The 18,435-nt window shown below is 69.8% G+C and carries 16 protein-coding genes; 10 read left to right on the top strand and 6 right to left on the bottom strand.

The annotated features are described in order from the left end of the window. A complete protein-coding gene (locus BH708_RS16310) occupies positions 1-1,506 on the bottom strand; it encodes a tripartite tricarboxylate transporter permease (protein WP_076810074.1) in 1,506 nt (501 codons plus the stop codon). Between the two features lies 1 nt (position 1,507). Beyond that, positions 1,508-2,080 carry a tripartite tricarboxylate transporter TctB family protein gene (locus tag BH708_RS16305; RefSeq protein WP_256386317.1) on the bottom strand — a complete coding sequence of 191 codons (573 nt, stop codon included), beginning with the start codon at positions 2,078-2,080 and terminating at the stop codon, positions 1,508-1,510. Positions 2,081-2,211: 131 nt separating this feature from the next. On the opposite strand from BH708_RS16305, the gene BH708_RS16300 reads away from it, so the two are divergent. Next, positions 2,212-2,988, top strand: a complete 777-nt coding sequence (locus BH708_RS16300; protein ID WP_076810072.1) for an IclR family transcriptional regulator — start codon at positions 2,212-2,214, stop codon at positions 2,986-2,988. Between the two features lie 346 nt (positions 2,989-3,334). Continuing rightward, positions 3,335-4,333 carry a M20/M25/M40 family metallo-hydrolase gene (locus BH708_RS16295; protein WP_157236004.1) on the top strand — a complete coding sequence of 333 codons (999 nt, stop codon included), beginning with the start codon at positions 3,335-3,337 and terminating at the stop codon, positions 4,331-4,333. Here the strand turns inward: BH708_RS16295 and BH708_RS16290 are convergent. Further along, positions 4,322-5,320, bottom strand: a complete 999-nt coding sequence (locus tag BH708_RS16290; protein ID WP_076810071.1) for a LacI family DNA-binding transcriptional regulator — start codon at positions 5,318-5,320, stop codon at positions 4,322-4,324. The genes BH708_RS16295 and BH708_RS16290 overlap by 12 nt on opposite strands. Before the next feature lie 143 nt (positions 5,321-5,463). Between BH708_RS16290 and BH708_RS16285 the strand changes: the two genes are divergently transcribed. From BH708_RS16285 to BH708_RS16265, 5 genes are all read left to right on the top strand, one after another. Further along, positions 5,464-6,228 (top strand): glutamine amidotransferase, encoded by a 765-nt coding sequence (locus BH708_RS16285; protein ID WP_076810070.1) that lies wholly within the window; start codon positions 5,464-5,466, stop codon positions 6,226-6,228. A 1-nt stretch (position 6,229) separates the two neighbouring features. Further along, on the top strand, positions 6,230-7,276 hold the full coding sequence (locus tag BH708_RS16280; RefSeq protein ID WP_076810069.1) for a DMT family transporter: 1,047 nt from the start codon (positions 6,230-6,232) through the stop codon (positions 7,274-7,276). Next, the gene (locus BH708_RS16275; RefSeq protein ID WP_076810068.1) at positions 7,273-8,325 is read left to right on the top strand and encodes a phosphotriesterase; all 1,053 of its coding nucleotides are present in this window, start codon (positions 7,273-7,275) and stop codon (positions 8,323-8,325) included. Before BH708_RS16280 ends, BH708_RS16275 begins: the two co-directional genes overlap by 4 nt. Beyond that, a complete protein-coding gene (locus BH708_RS16270) occupies positions 8,322-9,263 on the top strand; it encodes a ribokinase (protein ID WP_076810067.1) in 942 nt (313 codons plus the stop codon). The genes BH708_RS16275 and BH708_RS16270 overlap by 4 nt, the downstream gene beginning before the upstream one ends. Positions 9,264-9,405: 142 nt before the next feature. Next, complete coding sequence (locus BH708_RS16265; RefSeq protein WP_076810066.1) at positions 9,406-11,139, top strand: helicase; 1,734 nt, start codon at positions 9,406-9,408, stop codon at positions 11,137-11,139. Between the two features lie 132 nt (positions 11,140-11,271). Here the strand turns inward: BH708_RS16265 and BH708_RS16260 are convergent, their stop codons facing one another. Next, positions 11,272-12,234 carry a sugar-binding transcriptional regulator gene (locus BH708_RS16260; RefSeq protein ID WP_083713699.1) on the bottom strand — a complete coding sequence of 321 codons (963 nt, stop codon included), beginning with the start codon at positions 12,232-12,234 and terminating at the stop codon, positions 11,272-11,274. A 136-nt stretch (positions 12,235-12,370) separates the two neighbouring features. On the opposite strand from BH708_RS16260, the gene BH708_RS16255 reads away from it, so the two are divergent. Both BH708_RS16255 and BH708_RS16250 read left to right on the top strand, forming a co-directional pair. Then, positions 12,371-13,705 (top strand): MFS transporter, encoded by a 1,335-nt coding sequence (locus tag BH708_RS16255; protein WP_076810064.1) that lies wholly within the window; start codon positions 12,371-12,373, stop codon positions 13,703-13,705. A gap of 1 nt (position 13,706) precedes the next feature. Further along, a complete protein-coding gene (locus BH708_RS16250) occupies positions 13,707-15,152 on the top strand; it encodes a sulfatase (RefSeq protein WP_076810063.1) in 1,446 nt (481 codons plus the stop codon). A 32-nt stretch (positions 15,153-15,184) separates the two neighbouring features. Here BH708_RS16250 and BH708_RS16245 read toward each other — a convergent pair whose 3' ends face one another. After that, the gene (locus tag BH708_RS16245) at positions 15,185-16,345 is read right to left on the bottom strand and encodes an FAD-binding oxidoreductase (RefSeq protein WP_076810062.1); all 1,161 of its coding nucleotides are present in this window, start codon (positions 16,343-16,345) and stop codon (positions 15,185-15,187) included. Continuing rightward, positions 16,342-17,202 (bottom strand): MurR/RpiR family transcriptional regulator, encoded by an 861-nt coding sequence (locus tag BH708_RS16240; protein ID WP_076810061.1) that lies wholly within the window; start codon positions 17,200-17,202, stop codon positions 16,342-16,344. The genes BH708_RS16245 and BH708_RS16240 overlap by 4 nt, the downstream gene beginning before the upstream one ends. A gap of 93 nt (positions 17,203-17,295) precedes the next feature. Between BH708_RS16240 and BH708_RS16235 the strand changes: the two genes are divergently transcribed. Next, positions 17,296-18,423: an FAD-binding oxidoreductase gene (locus BH708_RS16235; protein WP_076810060.1), complete on the top strand. Its 1,128-nt coding sequence runs from the start codon at positions 17,296-17,298 to the stop codon at positions 18,421-18,423. The last annotated feature ends 12 nt before the right edge of the window (positions 18,424-18,435 follow it).

Here is an 18,435-nt window from a genome sequence, read left to right as displayed (position 1 = left end):
TCAGACCTCGGCGTCGACGGGCAGCTCTGCCCTTCTCTTCAGACCGGCGCCGAGGATCGAGGCGAGGAGGATGGCGGCGGCGATGATGAGGAAGACCAGCGACAGGGGCCGGTCCAGGAAGATCCCGAAGTCGCCCTGGGAGATCTGCAGGGATTCGCGCAGTGCGCTCTCGATGAAGGGACCCAGGATCAGGGTGAGCACCAGCGGGGCGACGGGGACGTTGACCTGGCGGAACACGAATCCGACGACGCCGAAGAACACCATGACGTAGATGTCGATGACGCTGTTGTTGACGGCGTAGGAGCCGATCACGATGAAGGCGAAGATGATCGCCCGCAGCACCGAGTACGGGATCGCGAGGATGCGGGTCCACACCCCCACCAGCGGCACGTTCAGCACCAGCAGCAGCAGATTGCCCACGAACAAGCTGGCGATCACCGTCCAGACCAGGTCCGGTGCCTCGACGAACAGGCGTGGGCCCGGGGTGAGACCGTTCTGCAAGAACGCGCCCATTAGCACGGCGATCGCCGGGGAGGCGGGGATGCCGAGGGTGAACAGCGGCACGAAGGAGGCATTGCTGTGGGCGTTGTTCGCGGTCTCCGGGGCGGCGACGCCCTCGATGGCTCCCTTGCCGAACTCCTTGCCGTGCTTGGAGATCTTCCGCTCGGCGCTGTAGGCGAGCAGGGAGGAGATCGCCGAGCTGACACCGGGGATCAGGCCGATGATGCCGCCGATCGCGGTGCCGCGGGCGATGGTGGGGGCGCTGCGGCGGAAGTCCGCGCGGGAGGGGATGAGCTCGCGCAGCGAAGGGGCCTTGGGACGGGCCGACGCACCGCCGGCGCTGGCCAGCAGCTCCCCCAGGCCGAAGATTCCGACCAGGACGGGGATGTAGCTGATGCCGTCGAAGAAGTGGGCCTGGCCGAAGGTGAATCGGGGCAGCCCCGCGACCGGGTCGATGCCCACCATGGCGATCAGCAGGCCGATGGCCGCGGAGATCATGCCCTTGAGCACGGAGCGGCCGACGAGCCCGACCAGCAGCGCCAGCCCGATCAGCACCAGGGAGAAGAACTCCGGTGGTCCTACCCGCAGACCGAGTCTGGCCAGCGGCTCGGCGGCGACGACCAAGCCGATGGTGGCGGTGGTGCCGCCGATGAAGGAGCCGATGCCGGCGGTGGTCAGGGCGACGCCGGCGCGGCCGCGCTTGGTCATCTCGCAGCCGTCGATCGCGGTGATCGCGGATTCTCCCTCGCCGGGGATGTTCAGCAGGACGCTGGTGATGGTGCCGCCGTAGGCTCCTCCGTAGAAGATGGCGGCGAGCATGATGATGGCACCAGCGGGGTCCATCGCCATGGTCAGCGGGATCAGGATCGCCATGCCGGCGGTCGAGCCGATGCCCGGCAGCAGGCCCAGGATGGTGCCGAGGATGCAGCCGATCAGGGCGAACAGCAGGTTGTGTGGGGACAGGGCCGCTGCGAACCCGTCCATGAGTGCGGGCAGAGTATCCATGTCAGAGCCCCACTCCGCGCAGCAGCGGGATCGACGACGCCGGCAGCGGCACACCGAGCAGCAGGGTGAAGACCATGAACACTCCGAAGCTGCCCGTCACGGCGATCACGGCCGAGAGCAGCAGACCGCGCTTGCCGAGCACCAGCAGGTGGAAGAGAAGGAAGAACAGCATGCTCAGCTGGTAGCCGAGCACCTCGAGGCAGGCCGCGAGGATCACCAGGCTGGCCACGATCGCGGCGGCGGTGGGCAGGGAGTACTCCGGCGGCTCCTCCTCCGCGGAGGCGGGCCGAGAGGAGACGCCGGCGCGCCAGGAGCGCACCTCGGTCACGGCCCAGGCCACGCCGAGCATGGCCAGCAGGATGCCGAGCCAGAGCGGGAAGAATCCGGGCCCGGGCCCCAGCGCGGTCCAGTAGCCGAGCGGGAGCGATCCGACGATCGTCGTCACGCCTACGCACGCGATGATCGCGGCGACGATCGCGGACAAGCGCGACCGCCCCCTCCTGCGCGCCTCCGCAGTCCGTTCCGAGCCCGGTGGCGGAGTCGACGGAGGCGACTCGTGAGTCGATGGCTGCATCATTGCGAGTCTCATTCTGTGATAAGGTCTATCAGGCTCTGAATGAGTATGGGTGGGCGCCGACACCTTGTCAACAGATCCCGCCCGCGTGGCGAGCACGGCACGACGCCGGAACGCTCCACGATGAGCAGATGCAGGGAGGCGAGAGCGTGAACGAGGAGAAGCGTCCGAGCACGATGCGTTCGCTGGAGCGCGCCATCGACGTGCTCGAGGTCCTGGAGCGCAGCGGGACGCCACTGCGCCTGAGCGAGGTCGCACGGGAAGCAGATCTGCACGTGGCGACCACGCAGCGGATCCTCACGGTCCTCGAGGGCCGCGGACGGGTCGAACACGACGCTTCGGGCTACCGCACGGGCGTGGCGATGCTCTTCGGCGCCCATGCCTATCTGACGACGAGCCGCGTGGCCCTGGCAGCTCCGGTCATCCTGCAGCAGCTCGCCGACGCCACCGGGCTGACGTCCTCCGTGTTCGTCCGCGCCGGCATCTCACGCGCTGCCGTGGCGCGGGTCGAGGGCACAGATCCGCTTCGATACGTGCTGCCGCTGGGAGAGCGCCTCCCCCTCTACCTCGGGGCCGGCAAAGCGCTTGCCGCGTACTTGGAGCCGTCGGAGCTCGACGAAGTCTTCAAGGGGAAGGATGCGTTCACGCGCGCAGATGGCACGACGGTCACCCTGGGAGACTTCCATCGCGAACTCGAGGCCGTCCGGGCGACAGGATGGACCCTCTCTCGCGACGAACGGGTCATCGGCACCACCGCGGTCGCCGCCCCGGTGCTGTCCCCGAGCGGTGCCTGCCTGGCAGCTGTCCAGGTCGCCGGTCCGTCCCACAGCCAGACCTTCGAGGACACCACGTCGCTGGGGTACGAGGTGCGGAACGCGGCCGCCGCGCTGGCGGCCCGGCTCGGATGAAGCAGACCTGCAGCAACTGTGCTTTCGACGGCGGAATCTACCGGGGTGCCGAGCGCATGATGCCGGCCCTCGCTCTCGCAGGCGCCGCATGGTCGAGGTCGTCCACGCGACCTGGTCGCTGCCACGATGAGCGGGGCCCCTGCCGCCCCCAGCTCGACCTCGAGCCCCGGCCAGTGTTCACCCGGAACGACGCCCCGGCACAGCGGTACGCTCGCTCCGTGCGACGGTCCCCACGCCGCACCGCAGAGCCCTCCATCCCTCACCCCGGGAGGCACCATTGATCGACCCCGTCGCCCTCACATCGGATCTGATCCGCCTCCCCAGCCCGTCGAACGACAGCGACGGGATGCGAGCCGTCCAGCAGCATACCGCCGGCCTGATCCGCGACCAGGTGCCCGCGGCTCGGATCAGCACCGGCGGCGAGGACCGCCCGTGGACCCTGATCTCCGTCGGCCCGGACGTCCCTGCGCCCCTGTTCGCCTGCCATACGGACACCGTTCCGGTGGGCGATGCGCAGCAGTGGTCACGGGACCCGCTCGGCGGGGAGCACGACGATGTCCACCTGCACGGGCGGGGCTCCGTGGACATGAAGGGCGGGCTCGCCGCAGCAACCGTCGCGCTGATCGGAGCAGCGACCCACGGCGCCGGCGGGCACCTGCTCCTCACCGCCGATGAGGAGATCGGATCGCTCGGCGCCCAGCGCACCGGCGACGTGATCGCGACCCTCGATCTGACCGGAATCATCATCCCGGAGGCGACGAACCTGAGCGTGCGATGCAGCCACCGCGGAGCATGCTGGCTCCGGCTGATCGCCCGAGGCCGGGCGGCGCACGGTTCCGCCCCGGAGCGCGGTCTCAACGCCGTGCTCCGACTCGCCGCAGCACTGGGCCCCGCGCTGGAGACCGCGCCCCTGCGCCACGACGAGGTGCTCGGCACGGAGACCGCCTCGATCGGCACGTTCCACGGCGGCGACGCCACGAACATCGTTCCCGCCGCAGCAACAGCGACCCTGGATCAGCGAACCGTCGCCGATTCGGCTCCCCTGCTCGAGCATTGGCGGCGGATCGACGGCATCGACGAGGTCGAGACGATCCTCGATCTCGCGGCGCTGCGCACGGATCTCGTGGATCCCTTCGTCCGCTCGCTGCCCGCGCCCCTCGATCCTGCACCGGTCACCTACTTCACCGACGGCTCCGTGCTGCAAGGGTTCCGCCCGGACGTGCCGATCGTCGTCTGGGGGCCGGGAGCTCCGAGGCAGATGCACTCCGTCGACGAGCGACTCGAACTCGCCCAGCTCACGAAGGCCGCGGACCTGTTCGAACGGGTGCTGCTCTCAGGTCGCTGACGACGGCGGCCCGGCGACCGATTCCGCGATCCTCAGCTCCATCGGCAGGACATGCGCTGCCGGCTCTGCGCGGTCGTGGGCGGCATCGAGGAGATCCAGCGCATGGCGCGCGAGCTCCCCGAGGGGCTGGACGACCGTGCTGAGGCGCGGGGTGACCCAGGAGCTCTGCTCGATGCCGTCGAAGCCGACCAGCGAGAGGTCCTCCGGTATGCGGATGCCGTGCATCGGCGCGGCCGCAGCCATCCCGACCGCGACGACATCGCTGGCCGCGAAGACGGCGGTGGGCCGATCCTCGAGGCGGAGGATCCGGGAGAGGGCATGGGCGCCGAAGGGCTCCGAGTACGTCCCCTCGAGCACCAGCTGCGGGTCGACCTCGAGCCCGGCGTCACGGACCGCACGCAGGTATCCGCGCAGCCGATCGCGCGCCGAGCCGAGGCGCCCCGGGCCGGCGACATGCGCGATGCGCCGGTGTCCCCGGCTGAGCAGGAAGGTCGTCGCCTGATAGGCGCCTTCGAAGTTGTCGGCCCCGACGAACGAGCGGTGCTCGGCGAGCTCTCCGTCCAGTCGTTCGTCCACGGTCACGAACGGGAAGTCGTCGGGGACGTCGGCCAGCAGCGCCCCGCTCCCGGTCATCGAGACGAACACGAGGGCCTCGGCCCCCAGCCCGCCGCCGCGGGCGCACTGGGAGACGATCTTGCGCTCGCGGGCCTCGAGCCCGTCGGAGACCAGGACGGAGACCTCCAGGTCACGATGGTGCGCGGCATCCGTGACGGCCTGCGTCAGCTGCGCGAAGTACGGGTTCGACAGCTCGGGGATGACCAGCGCCAGGTGCTGCACCCTGCGGCGCGGGATCGAGAACCCCGTGGCCGTCATGGCCTCGCGGATGCGCGCCTCGGTCTCCCCGCTCAGCCGGAGCTCCCCCTTCACGAAGCGGGAGACCGTCGACGTCGAGACGCCCGCTTCCCGGGCGACGGCGGAGATCGACATGGGGCCCCTTCCAGTGGCAGTGCGTCGACAGCGTACGCGGGAACGGCTTGCCTTCAGCGCGCCCCGGGCCTAAGGTCGACGACCATACGCATTGCGCAACCGTTGCGCAAAGCTCGGCATCACGAGATCGAGGAGGACCACACATGGCGAAGGTGCTGTTGGCAGGAGAGTCGTGGGTCAGCGCGACGATCGACCACAAGGGCTACGATCCCTTCCCCCACACCCAGGTGGAGATCGGGTGCGCACAGCTTCTCGAGGACCTGCGAGGGGGAGGCCACGACGTCACGCATCTGCGCTCGCACGACGTGGCCGAGTTCTTCCCGCTCACCCGTGAGGAGCTCGATGTCTACGACGTCGTCCTGCTCTCGGACATCGGCGCCAACACTCTGCTGCTCCCGCCCCAGGTCTTCGACGCCGGCAGGCCCGCCCCCAATCGGCTGCACCTGCTGCGGGACTGGGTCCATGACGGCGGCGGGCTCATGATGGCCGGTGGCTACCTCTCCTTCCAGGGCTTCGGCGCCAAGGCACACTACGCCGGCACCGCCGTCGAGGAGATCCTGCCGGTGGACATCCACCGCTGGGACGACCGGGTGGAGTCCCCGCAGGGCGTCCAGGGCCGGCTCACCGGCCCCGACCATCCCGTCGTCTCCGGGCTCGACGAGACCTGGCCGATCCTGCTCGGGTACCAGGAGCTCGTCGCCAAGCCGGACGCGACCGTCCTCGCGGAGATCGACGGTCACCCGCTGCTCGCCGTCCGGTCCGTCGGCGCCGGGCGTACCCTCGCCTTCGCCTCCGACGTCTCGCCGCACTGGGCCCCGCAGGAGTTCATGGAGTGGGACGGCTATGCGAGGCTGTTCGGCCAAGCCATGACCTGGCTGGCCGCAGACGATCCGGACGAGGTGGCATGACATGACCACACTTCAGGACAACGTCGTCCATGAACGACCGCCGGTGGCGAAGACCGCGTCCGTCGGCCTGTTCGTGCTGTTCACCGTGCTCGCCGGCACCCTCGGCCCGATGCAGTCCGCCGTCAACGGACGGCTCGGCGCCGACCTCGGCGACGGCCACCTCGCATCGATCGTCTCCTTCGGCAGCGGCCTGCTGCTGATGCTCGTGATCATCCTGCCCCGCGCCTCGACGCGCCGGGCATTCCTGGCCCTGCCCGGGCAGCTCCGCCGCGGCTCCATCCCCTGGCCGAACTTCTTCGCCGGCCTGTGCGGCGCGATGATCGTCCTGTCGGAGGGCATCTCCGTCGGCGCCCTGGGGGTCGCGACCTTCCAGACCGCCCTGATCTCCGGCATGGTCATCTCCGGCGTGGTGTGCGATCGCCTCGGCATCGGGATCCCCTTCAAGCAGGCGCTGAGCGTGTTCCGGCTCATCGGTGCGGTGCTCGCCGTCGTCGCGACCGTCCTGGTCGTCTCCCCCAACTTCGAGACCCCGCACGCGCTCGCGCTGATCGTCCTGCCGTTCGCGGGCGGTCTGCTCGCCGGCTGGCAGCCCGCCGGCAACTCGAACATCGGCAAGCTCGCCGGGTCGATGCTGGTCTCGATCACCTGGAACTTCCTCATCGGGTTCCTGTTCCTGACCATCGCCTTCGTCGTTCGGATGGGGACGGGACATGCCAGCTTCGCGCTCCCCGACACCTGGTGGATGTACCTCGGCGGACCGCTCGGCCTCGCCTCGATCGGCCTGATGGCGATCCTGGTCCGGCGCCTGGGGCTGCTGCTCCTCGCCCTGTCCTCCACCGCCGGTCAGCTCGTCGGGTCGATCCTCATCGACTCGCTGCTGCCCGGGATGGGCGTCGTCCATGTCGTGACGGTCCTCGGCGCTCTGGTGGCGCTGTGCGCCTCGGCGATCGCGATGATCCCCTCGAAGCGTGTGCGGGACCAGAGCAGCGCACGGCAGCTGACCGCGCACGACGGGATCGAACCGAGCTCGAAGGAGGTGAGCTCATGACCACGCCGGAACCGACGGTGCAGACCGTGACGGGCGCCGTGGAGGCGTCCGAGCTCGGCGTCGTCCTCCCGCACGAGCATCTGTTCAACGACCTGCGCGGGTGCCTGGTCGAGCCGACCTATCCGTTCAGCCGCATCCTGCCCGACCGCCCCGTCGACCCCTCTGTGCAATGGGCGCTCAAGCAGGATCCGTACTGCAGCCCCGACAACGTCGCCCCGAAGGACGTCGCCGGGGTGCGCGCCGAGGCCACGGCGTTCCAGGACGTCGGCGGAGGAACGATCGTCGACGCCACCGGATCCGCGGCGATCGGGCGGTCTCCGCAGGATCTCGTCCATCTCTCCCGCCAGACGGGCCTGCACGTGATCATGTCGACCGGCCCCTATCTGGAGAAGTTCGAGGGAGAGCGCCTCACGACCTCCGGCGTGGACGAACTCGCGCAGCACATCGTGGGCGAGCTCCGGGAGGGCGTCGGCGAGGATCGCGTGCGCGCCGGCATGATCGGGGAGGTCGGCGTCTCACCGGACTTCACCGCCGGCGAGCGCGCCGGACTGCGCGCCGCCGCCCTCGCCCAGCACGACAATCCCGACGTCGCGATGAACATCCACATGCCCGGCTGGCAGCGCCGCGGCGACGAGGTGCTCGACATCGCCGTGACCGAGATGGGCGCGGATCCCTCGCGGATCTCCCTCGCCCACAGCGATCCGTCCGGGGCCGACGTCGACTACCAGCGTCGGCTCCTGGATCGCGGCGTCTGGCTCGAGTTCGACATGATCGGGCTGGACATCTCCTTCCCGGGCGAAGGGGCCTCCCCCGCGATCGGCGACACCGCCGATGCCGTGGCCCACCTGGTCGAGCTCGGGTACGGCGATCAGATCCTGCTCAGCCACGACCTGTTCCTCAAGCAGATGTGGAGCAGCCTGGGCGGCAGCGGATTCGTGCTCGTGCCGACCGCCTTCCTCGAGCTGCTGGTGGCGCGGGGCGTGGACCGCACCCGGGCCGACCAGCTCATCACCACCAACCCGCAGCGGTACCTCGGAGGAACCCGATGACGACCCCGCAGAACGGCACGGGCGAGGGGCGGATCCTCGTCGTCGGCTCCGTGAACGTCGATCTCGTCCTTGCCGTGCCGCGCCATCCGGAACCGGGCGAGACCCTTCTGGGCACCGGCTCGCGCCGCTCCCCCGGCGGCAAGGGGGCCAACCAGGCCTGCGCCGCGGCCCGGCTGGGCGGCGACGTCCGTTTCGCCGGCCGCACCGGCACCGGGCCCGACGCGGATCTCGCGCTGGACCTGCTGCGGCAGGCAGGAGCGGACTTGTCGGCCACCACGGAGGTGCCGGACGTCGAGACCGGACTGGCGGTCGTCACGGTCGACGAGGCGGGCGAGAACAGCATCGTGATCCTCGCCGGGGCGAACGGCACCTGGTCGCCGGAGCACCTGGAGGACCTGCGCGGCGAGGTGGCCGCGAGCGACCTGGTCGTCTCCCAGGGGGAGATCCCCGCGCCGGCCGTGGACCAGCTGGCACGGTTCTGTGCCGAGTCCGGCACCCGGTTCCTGCTGAACCTCGCCCCGGTGATCGACGTCGACGAGCGCACGCTCGCCACGGCGGATCCGCTGGTCGTCAACGAATCGGAGGGGCGTCTCGCCCTGGCCGCTCTGACAGGCGCCGAGGCACCGGACGACGATGCGACGACGGTGCAGCAGCTGCGCCGGGCCGGGGTCTCCTCGGTCGTCATGACCCGCGGCGCACAAGGAGCGATCGTAAGCGACGAGGCGGCTACCATCGACGTCTCCTCACCGTCCGTCGTGGCCGTGGACACCACCGGCGCCGGCGATGCGTTCGTCGGCGCGCTTGCTCTGGGTCTCGCCCGCGGCGAGCGCCTCCGGCACGCGTGCCGCCGCGCCGTGCGCGTGGGCGCGTTCGCCGTGACACGGCACGGAGCGCAGCACTCCTACCCGGACGTCGGAGACGAGCTGCCGGCGTCGTAGCGTCCCTCGCGGTCCCGGAGTCCCGCGCACCCTGGTCGACGGGGACCCTGTTCCGGCCCTCTCATCACCTCGGTGCGCTCGACATCGGCGGCCATGAGCGAGCCATCCCTGCCCGGGGACGAGACCCCGGTAGCCTCGCGGAGTGGCCACCACTCGCCGATCCAGCACCCGCCGACGCCGCCGGTCCCCGCGCCGGAAGGGATCGGGGCAGTCGCAGCGGCCGCTGCCGTTCGTCGGCCCGGGCGAGCGGCTGTGGGTGCTCGACGTCCCCTACGGGACCCAGGTCGACGGCGCCGCCTGGCACCCGGCGGTGCGGATGCACCTGCACGTCGGCCGCGAGCTGCCCGCGCATCTCGCGCCCTACGCGCCCGGCCCGCACACCCTCGGGCGATTCCTCGAGAACACCCTCAACCCCGACGCTCCGACGGCCGGCCCCGCGCCGGCCGACGATCTCGAGCCCCGCCAGAACCAGTACGAGGCGGCCGACGCGATCGCCGAGCGCGCCGCAGCCGGCGGACGGCAGTTCTTGCTGGCCGACGAGCCCGGCGTCGGCAAGACGATCTCCGCCGTGCTCGGCGCCACCGCGGTGGGCGACCTGCGCGGTGCGCAGCGCGTGCTCGTCGTCGCGGACCGGCCCGCCGCGATCACCATCGGGCACTGGTGCCGCACCATCACCGCCCTGGGCGACGGCGGCCTGGAATGGGTCGTGATCACCTGGGACCGGCTGGAGAAGGTCGCCGGCCACACGTGGGACGTGATCGTCGCGGACGAGGCCCACGCGCTGCGCCGCACCACGACGAAGCGGTGGAAGCTCTGGGCCCGGATCTCGGGGCACGGGACACCGCACTCGACAGCGCCGTTCGTCATCGCGACCACCGCGACCCCCGGCCACACCCCGCTCGAGCTGCCCTACCTCGCCCCGGCCTACGCGCAGGTCCACGACGAGCCGATGACGGAGTGGACCTCCACGAAGCAGCCCGGCGCCGACTTCGCCACCGCGCTCGAACGCCACGGCGTCGGCCTCGAGCGCGGACGCTACGGCGCGACCTGGACCGCCGACGCCACCCGTCGGGCGGAGGATCTCGCGCGGGTGCGCGGCTGGCTCGAGGACGCCCAGCCCACCGCCATGCTGCACCGCGCGGCACCGTGGGGGCCGGTGCCGATCTCCGGGATGCCGGTGACTCTCACGCCGGCCGAGCGGGCCGCCTACGAGGCCGAATGGGGAGAGTTCTGCCGCGAGATGGACATCGCCCGGCGCGGCCGCAACACCGCCAAGGGCCGGGCGGCGCTGCTGCGCTTTAGGCAGAAGGCCGGACTGATCCGTGTGGATTCCACGGTCGCCTGGATCGCCCAGCAGGTCGAGGCCGAGCGACAGGTCGCGTGCTCGGTCGAGTTCGTCGGCACCGCCGCCGACCCGATCACCGAGCGGCTGCGCGAGGCCGGCCTCGAGGTCGCCACGATCTATGGGCAGGGCCGCTTCGACGTCGAGGCCGAACGGCTCCGGTTCCAGACCGGGCAGGCGAAGGTCTGCGTGTTCACCACGGTCGCCTCGATCAGCCTGCACGCCGGCGAGACCCTCGCAGACGGCCGCCAGGCGAGCACCGAGCCTCGTGTCGGCGTCTTCCACCAGGCCCGCTTCTCGGGCATCGCGGGTCGCCAGGCCACCGGTCGCACCCACCGCGACCAGCAGGTCTCGCCCTGGCACATCGCCTACGCCCAGGGCACCGTCGAGGAACAGGTCTCCAAGGTGATGGTGGAGCGGATCGCCGCAGCGTCCGACACCGTGGGCGGCGACACCGAGGGGCTCACCGACGTCGCCCAGCTGCTCGGGGCGGACTGGCTGCCGGCCGCGGCGTTGAGCGGGGACGGCGCGTGATCGGCAGGACTCACCACTCCGGGGGCGCAGCCCACCCATCACCGCCGTCAGCGACGCGCTCCCCGGTGGCAGGCCCGCCACGGCGACAGGCTCCGTCGTACGCCGCGCCGGGCGAGCGCTGGCGGGTACGCGTCAGCCGGCCTCCTCAAGCATCGCCAAGATCCTCGCGGCCTGCGGCTCGTCCAGCACCAGGGTACTGATGAATCCCGCCCGGACCGCTGCGATGGTCGCCTCGGCGCGGTATTCGCCGTAGGTCGTCGCGATGCGCTCGGGAACAGCACGGAGCTGCTCGGCGGTGATGCCGATGATCTGATCGTCCAGACGGGAGTCGATCGATGCGCCGTGACGATCAAGGAGACGGCCGCTCACCTCGCCGATGCACCCCTCGTCCCGCACCTGCTCTGCGAGCTCGCGCGGCAGCAGCGGGTACACCGCCGAGCCCCGCTCACCCCAGTGCCCCACCGAGACCACGGCGACGTCGAGATCCGCGATCAGCTCGAGGCAGCGGGCGATCTCCGGTTGAGCGCTGAGGGACGCCGCCGTGCGCGCGTCCCCCACCCATAGGGGCGCATAGAACGGGTACGCCGTGCCGCCGGACGCGCGCGCCACCTGACGGATCACCTCCACCGATCCGAGCCGATCACCGTCGAAGGACAGAGCGCCGGCGAGCTGGACCACCTCCCCCGGCGCCAGATCCTTGACGTGCTCCGGGAGCTTCTCGATGACCCTGCTCCAGGTGAGTCCGAGCCGCTGCCCCGGTCGCACGACGCGCGCGAGCTCGCGGGCGACGGCGCTCGCCACGGAGTCCAAGGTGGGCATCATCCCGAGCGCGCGCGACCGGCCCACCACGATGCATCGCGTGACCCCGAGCACCGCCGTGAGCTGTTCGGCGAGCTCATGGTTCTCGTCGGCCTCATCGTGCACCCGGACTTCGACGATGCCGCTGTCGCGCGCGAACTTCACCAGGCGAGCCACCTGGAACCGGCTGATCCCTTCGTCCTCGGAGATCTGCACCAAGGAGCGATCTGCGACGTAGTGCGCCCTGGCGACACGGAGCACGAGTTCTGGATCTGCTGGCTTCTGACGGCGGTCCATGGGTGCACCGTACCGCTCGAAAGTGCGTCCTCGACACTCTTGTGCGCCTTCGCGACCCTTGCTAGATTCTCCGGGCTCTCAAGAGCACTCCAACCGCTCTATCGAGCGACTGATCACCGGCGACCATGGAGGACGGATGAGCGACACGCGGCAGCACGAGACACATAACCCCTGGCAAGCTGTCCGAGCGGCCTTCTCGGGATCGTTCATCGAGTGGTACGACTTCTACCTCTTCGGCACCGCGGCGGGCCTGATCTTCCCCGTCCTGTTCTTCCCAGGTGACGACCCCACGGTCTCGACGATCGAATCCTTCGGCGCCTTCGCCGCCGGCTTCTTCACCAGACCCCTCGGCGCCCTCCTGTTCGGGCACTTCGGCGACCGCATCGGACGCAAACCGATGCTGCTGATCACCGTGATCCTCATCGGCGGTGCCACCGCCGTGATCGGCCTCCTGCCCACCCACGAGTCGATCGGCCCGTGGGCGGCAGGGCTGCTCATCACCCTCCGCCTCCTGCAGGGGATCGGGATCGGTGGCGAGTTCGGCGGCGGGACGCTCCTCGCCCTCGAATCGGCTCCGACCGGGCGACGGGGCTACATGGGGAGCTTCCACCAGATGGGCACGCCGGCGGGCCTGCTCGTCTCCAGCGGCATGATCGCCCTGGTCACCCTGCTCCCGGACGCGCAGCTCCACAGCTGGGGATGGCGCATCCCCTTCCTGCTCTCCGGACTCTTCGTGGTGATCGCCCTGATCATGCGCTCCCGTGTCCCGGAGACCAGCGCCTTCGAAGCCACGAGCAAAGTCGCCCGCGTTCCCCTCGTCAACCTCCTGCGCTTCGGCTGGAAGAACCTGCTGCTGGGAATCGGCGCGCGCATGGCCGACGCCGTCACGTTCAACGTCATCAACGTCTTCGCCATCTCCTTCGCGACCGTCCATCTGGGGCTCGACAAGCAGCTGATCCTCACGGGATTCGTGATCGCCGCGGCCGTCGAGTTCGCCTTGCTTCCGCTGATCGGCCTGGTCTCGGACCGGATCGGCCGCCGTCCCGTCTATCTCTTCGGCGTCATCTTCTGCGGACTCGGCGGCCTGCTCTACTTCCCGATCCTGTCCACACAGAACACCGTGCTGGTCTGGCTCGCCATCGTGCTCATGGTCGCCGTCGGCACCGGGTGCATGTTCGGGATCCAGGGCGCCTTCTTCGCCGAGATGTTCGATACCCATACCCGCTACACCGGCCTCGGCATCGTCTATCAGGGCTCGGCCCTCCTCGGCGGCGCTCCCACGCCGGCCATCGCGCTCTCCCTCGCCGCGGCCTTCGGCTTCTCCTTCTGGCCGCCCGCCCTCTACCTCATCGGCATCTGCCTGATCAGCGCGATCTGCGTGCTGCTCGCGAAGGAGACGCACCTGAGCGACCTCGTCGACACCCGCGACCACGCATCCCGCGCGACCGTCCCCGCACCGGAAGGACACTGACATGCCCTCGAAGGACACCCGCCCCAACATCGTGCTGGTCATCACCGACCAGCAGCGCTTCGACTCGATCAGAGCTCTGGGGCACGACCACGTGGACACCCCGAACCTCGACCGTCTGGTGCATGAGGGGGTCGCCGCCACCCACGCGTACGTCGCGTCTCCCTCCTGCGCACCCTCACGCGCGAGCCTGTTCACCGGCCTGTACCCGCACACCTCCGGGGTCCTGCGCAACGACGATCGCTGGTCCCACTCCTGGGTCGAGGACCTCGCCTCCAGCGGCTACCGCTGCGCCAGCGTCGGCAAGATGCACACGTTCCCGTACGAGAGCCCGGTCGGATTCCACGAGCGGCACGTCGTGGAGAACAAGGATCGCGACCACCCGAACCTCCCCTACTTCCTCGACCAGTGGGACAAGGCCCTGTGGGTGCGCGGTCTGAAGAAGCCATCACGCGTCAGCTACCGCACTCGTGGCGACTACGAGGAGCGCCTGGGCGCCTTCGAGTGGGAGCTGGAGGAGGACATGCACGCCGACAGCTTCGTGGGCAACCTCGCCCGCCATTGGCTGGCAAGCTACCCGATCGACGAGAGTCCCTTCCTGCTGCAGATCGGGTTCCCCGGCCCGCACCCGCCCTATGATCCGCCGAGCCGATTCCTCGACGCATACAGGGATCGCGAGATGCCCGCCCCGCACAACACCCGCCAGGACATCGACGCCCAGCCGCAGCCGCTGCACGCCCTGCGCCGGCAGCACTTCGACAACGACCACGACGCGATCGTCCATCTCGACGGCCCGAGCCATGAGCAGACCCAGCGCCAGCGCCGGCACTACTTCGCGAACGTGACGCTGATCGACGAGCAGATCGGAGCCCTCCTGGACACGCTCGAGCAGCGTGGCGTCCTCGACAACACGGTCATCGTGTTCACCTCGGACCACGGCGACGCGCTGAACGACCACGGACACTCCCAGAAGTGGACGATGTACGAGCCGAGCGTGCACGTCCCGCTGATCCTGTGGGCACCGGGACGGCTCCCTGCGGGCCGGCGGATCGACGAGCTGGTCAGCCTGATGGACGTGGGGCCCACGATCCTGCAGCTCGCGGGCCTCACTCCCCCGCCGTGGATGGAGGCACGTTCCTTGCTGCCGGCCGCGCGCGAGGACGCGGACCACGCGCCTCGCGAGTACGTGTTCAGCGAGCACGCTCGCGACTTCATCCTCACCGACACCGAGCTGATGACCATGGTGCGCGATGACCGCTACAAGCTCGTCGAGTTCAGCGACCACGAGCAGGGCCAGCTGTTCGATCTCGAGACCGATCCGCACGAGGAGCACGATCGCTTCGAGGATCCTGACTATGCGGAGGTGCGCGGCCGTCTCCACGACGCGATCCATCGCTGGTGGGCGCAGAGCGCGATGCACACGGCGACGTGGGCGAAGGACTTCCGGTGAGCTGACAGCTCAGGCACGGTCGGTTCCGAACGTCACTGCTCCCCAGGTCGTCGCGGAGCTGCGAATCCCCCCGCCGGTGACTCCTTCCGGGCGAAACGCTGTGGACGGAAGTCGTCGAGGACCGCGTATTGCGTGCGTTCGACGATCTCCGCCGCCACCATCGAGGCGAGAAACGGGGCCAGCGTGATTCCGCTGTGCGTCACGACCGTCCACAAACCGCTCCTCGGATCGCCGCCCACAGGCCCCACCACGCTCAGCCCATCGGCCGGGATCACACGGTGGCCGACGCGCACCGCGGTGATCTCGACGTCCCTCCTGCCCAGGAGGTCTACGACGCGTGACTCGAAGGCCTCGTGCAGCGGCTGACCGATCGCGACGTCCGGACCCGCGGCATCATCGAGCTCCAACGCCTGGACCAGCAGGAGGTCCGGATCGAGGGGCCTGACGTTGACGTGGTCGGCCGTCACCGGGTGCGGGATCCCGTGTCCGGCGACTCGTGCTTCCGCGAGGAATCCCCAGGCGGGCCCACCCGCGTCCTGGGCCACCATCGGCAGATCGAATCCCGCCGTCCGGAGGAGATCCGTACTGCCGTTCCCAGCGGCGACCACGATGCGGTCGGCCTCGATCCGCCGGCCGGTTCGAAGCGTGACCGCATGGTCGTCCACCGCGACGGCTTCACCGAGCTCCCATCGGCACCGTCCGCTGCGATCCAGCTCATCGAGGAGAGCACGGCGAATCGGGCCGGGCTCACAGTGCCCCTCCGCAGGGAAGGCCGCGGTGGCAGCGCCTTCCGGCACATGGATCGGAAGCTCTGCGGCGACGTCTGCGGCCGTCGTCCGCTCCGTCGGATACCCCAGCGACGCCAGATACTCGATACGGGCGGTGAGGACATCCACGTTCGCGCTCTCCTCGAGCACGACCGTATGTCCGCACCAGTGGACGTGCTCAGGGTGAGCGGGGCCGAACTCCTCGCGCCAGTGGCGCAATCCGCGCTCGTTCAGGCCCTGGTAGATCTCGGGCCGTTTCCGGTGACTGTTGAGCCACGCATACGTGACGGCCGACGCGTCGGAGAGCTCGCGAGTCGGCGCGATGATCGTGACGGCGCATCCTCGTTCCACCAGCGCGTCCGCGATGACGACCCCGACGAACCCGGCTCCCACGACGGCCACGTGCGGCGCGTGTCCCGGCGTCATCTCGAGAACTCGTCCCTATACGCCTGGGCACGGGTCCGCGCCTCCAGCGCTCTGCGCGGGTGACGGCGAGCGATGTCCGCCACCAGGGAATCGATGAGCGCGATCGTGCCGACCGCGTCCGTCGCGCCGCTGCCCCCGGACGGGGGCAGCCGGAGCGCGGACGCTCCGGCGCTGCTCAGTGGTGCTGGCAGCGACGCCTGCGTGATGACGTAGACGCGTTTCGTCGTCCGCAGCACCGCGGCAAGGAAGCGTTCGATGTCCGGGAAGATGGCGCGGGGAGCCACGACGAGAACGACGTCCTCGGCCGTGATCTGGAAAGCTGCCTGGGCATTCGCATGGCCTCCGCCGGTCGTCGCGCGGGCGTCGAGACCGAGGCGGGAGAACTCGATCTCGGCATACTGCGCGAGGCTGTACCCCGTGCCGAGTCCGTAGAGGATCACGCGCGGTCCGCCGCCGATATCGGCCGCCGCAGCTTCCACCGACGGCCATTCCACGCTCTGCTCGACGGCGAGCACGAGCTTCGCAGCGGACCGGAGGCCCGAGGTCACCGTCTCCCTCCCGGTGAGACCAGACGTGCTCCGGGTCGCGTCGTCCGTATCGAGCGCATCCAGACGGCCGCTCAGGACGCTCTGCAGGTTCGCGGTCTCCTGGACCCGGCTCGCACAGAACGATTTCATCTCCCGAACGTTCTCGAAGCCGAGCTTCTTCGCGGCACGAGCCACCGATGCCTCGCTGGTGTCCGTCCGTGCGGCGATCGCCGCACCGCTCGAGGTCGCGAATGCCAGGGGAACTTCCAGCGCGAAGCGTGCGATCGCTTCCTCCTGCCTGGTCAGCTCAGGCGCATCAACGGGCCACATACGACCATCTTGACACTGGAGGACTTCCTTCACTGTTGACGACGACTGAAGGAAACCTTACGCTCTGGGAGATCCACAAGGAAGGTGCACAGGGTGGAATTCGACTTCGTCATCGTGGGCGGCGGCGTGTATGGCATGGCCACCGCTTATCACCTCGCACGACTGGGCGCCGAGTCCGTCGCGGTGCTCGAGCGCGCGCAGCCGGCGGGTGGCGCCTCCGGCGGGATCGGACAGCGCGGAGTTCGCGCGAACCGTCGTGACCTGCGCGAACTGCCGCTGATACGAGAAGCCAACCAGATCTGGCCGACCCTTCATGAAGAACTCGATGGCGAGACCGGCTACATCCGCACCGGAGGCACCTATCTGATCGAGGGCCCCGCGAGCACCGGGTTCAAGGGCATCGACGCCGCCGAGACGTACGCCCGCGCACAGACGGAGCTGGGCGTCCCCACCGAGCTGTGGGGTCGAGATCGAGTCCGGAGCGAGTACCCCGGCATCTCCGAGGACATCCAGGGCGCGTCGTACGTGCCCACCGATGGGATGGCTTCGCACGAGGCGACCACGTTGGCCTACGCGGCCGCCGCCCGACGCCTGGGGGTGCAGGTCATTCACGAAACCGGTGTCGCATCAGTGCTCACGGCCGACGACGGCGGCATCACGGGGGTGGTCACCGACAAGGGCGAGACGATCCGGGCTCGCCGCGAGGTCATCCTCCTGGCCAACGGTGGCGTTCGCCGGCTCGTGGCCGACGCCACGGGCCGCGAGCTCCCCCTGTGGACCATCCATCCGCTCGCGTCGCGGCTGCGGACGTCGACATCGGCCCACATCCCCATGCTCACCGGACATGAGACGCGGCCGCTCTCGGTCAAGATGCTCGGCACGGACGTCATGCTCAGCGGCGGCTGGCGCGGACGCGAGACTGCGGGTGGATCCGAGGTGGTCACCGATCGACTCGCGGGAAACATCGAGGTCCTGCGCCACGTCTTCCCCTACCTGGCAGATCTCGAGGTCATCACCGCCGACGCCTCGCGGGCCGAGAGCGCCAGCGTCGATCAGATCCCGATCATCGGTCGCTGTGCACCGCGCCTGTTCGTCGCCGCCGGCTGGTCCGGACACGGCTGGGCGATCGCCCCGGTCGTCTCCCGACTCATCGCCGAGGACGTGCTGCTCGGCATCAGCTCACCCCTTCTGACCCCTTTCAGTCCTGAGCGATTCCGCTGAGGCCACCCGATC

The sequence above is a fragment of the Brachybacterium sp. P6-10-X1 genome, assembly GCF_001969445.1.
In the GTDB taxonomy this organism is placed as follows: Bacteria; Actinomycetota; Actinomycetes; order Actinomycetales; family Dermabacteraceae; genus Brachybacterium.
Note: the sequence above shows the minus strand (reverse complement) of the source record. Positions and strands in the feature narration are given on the sequence as shown.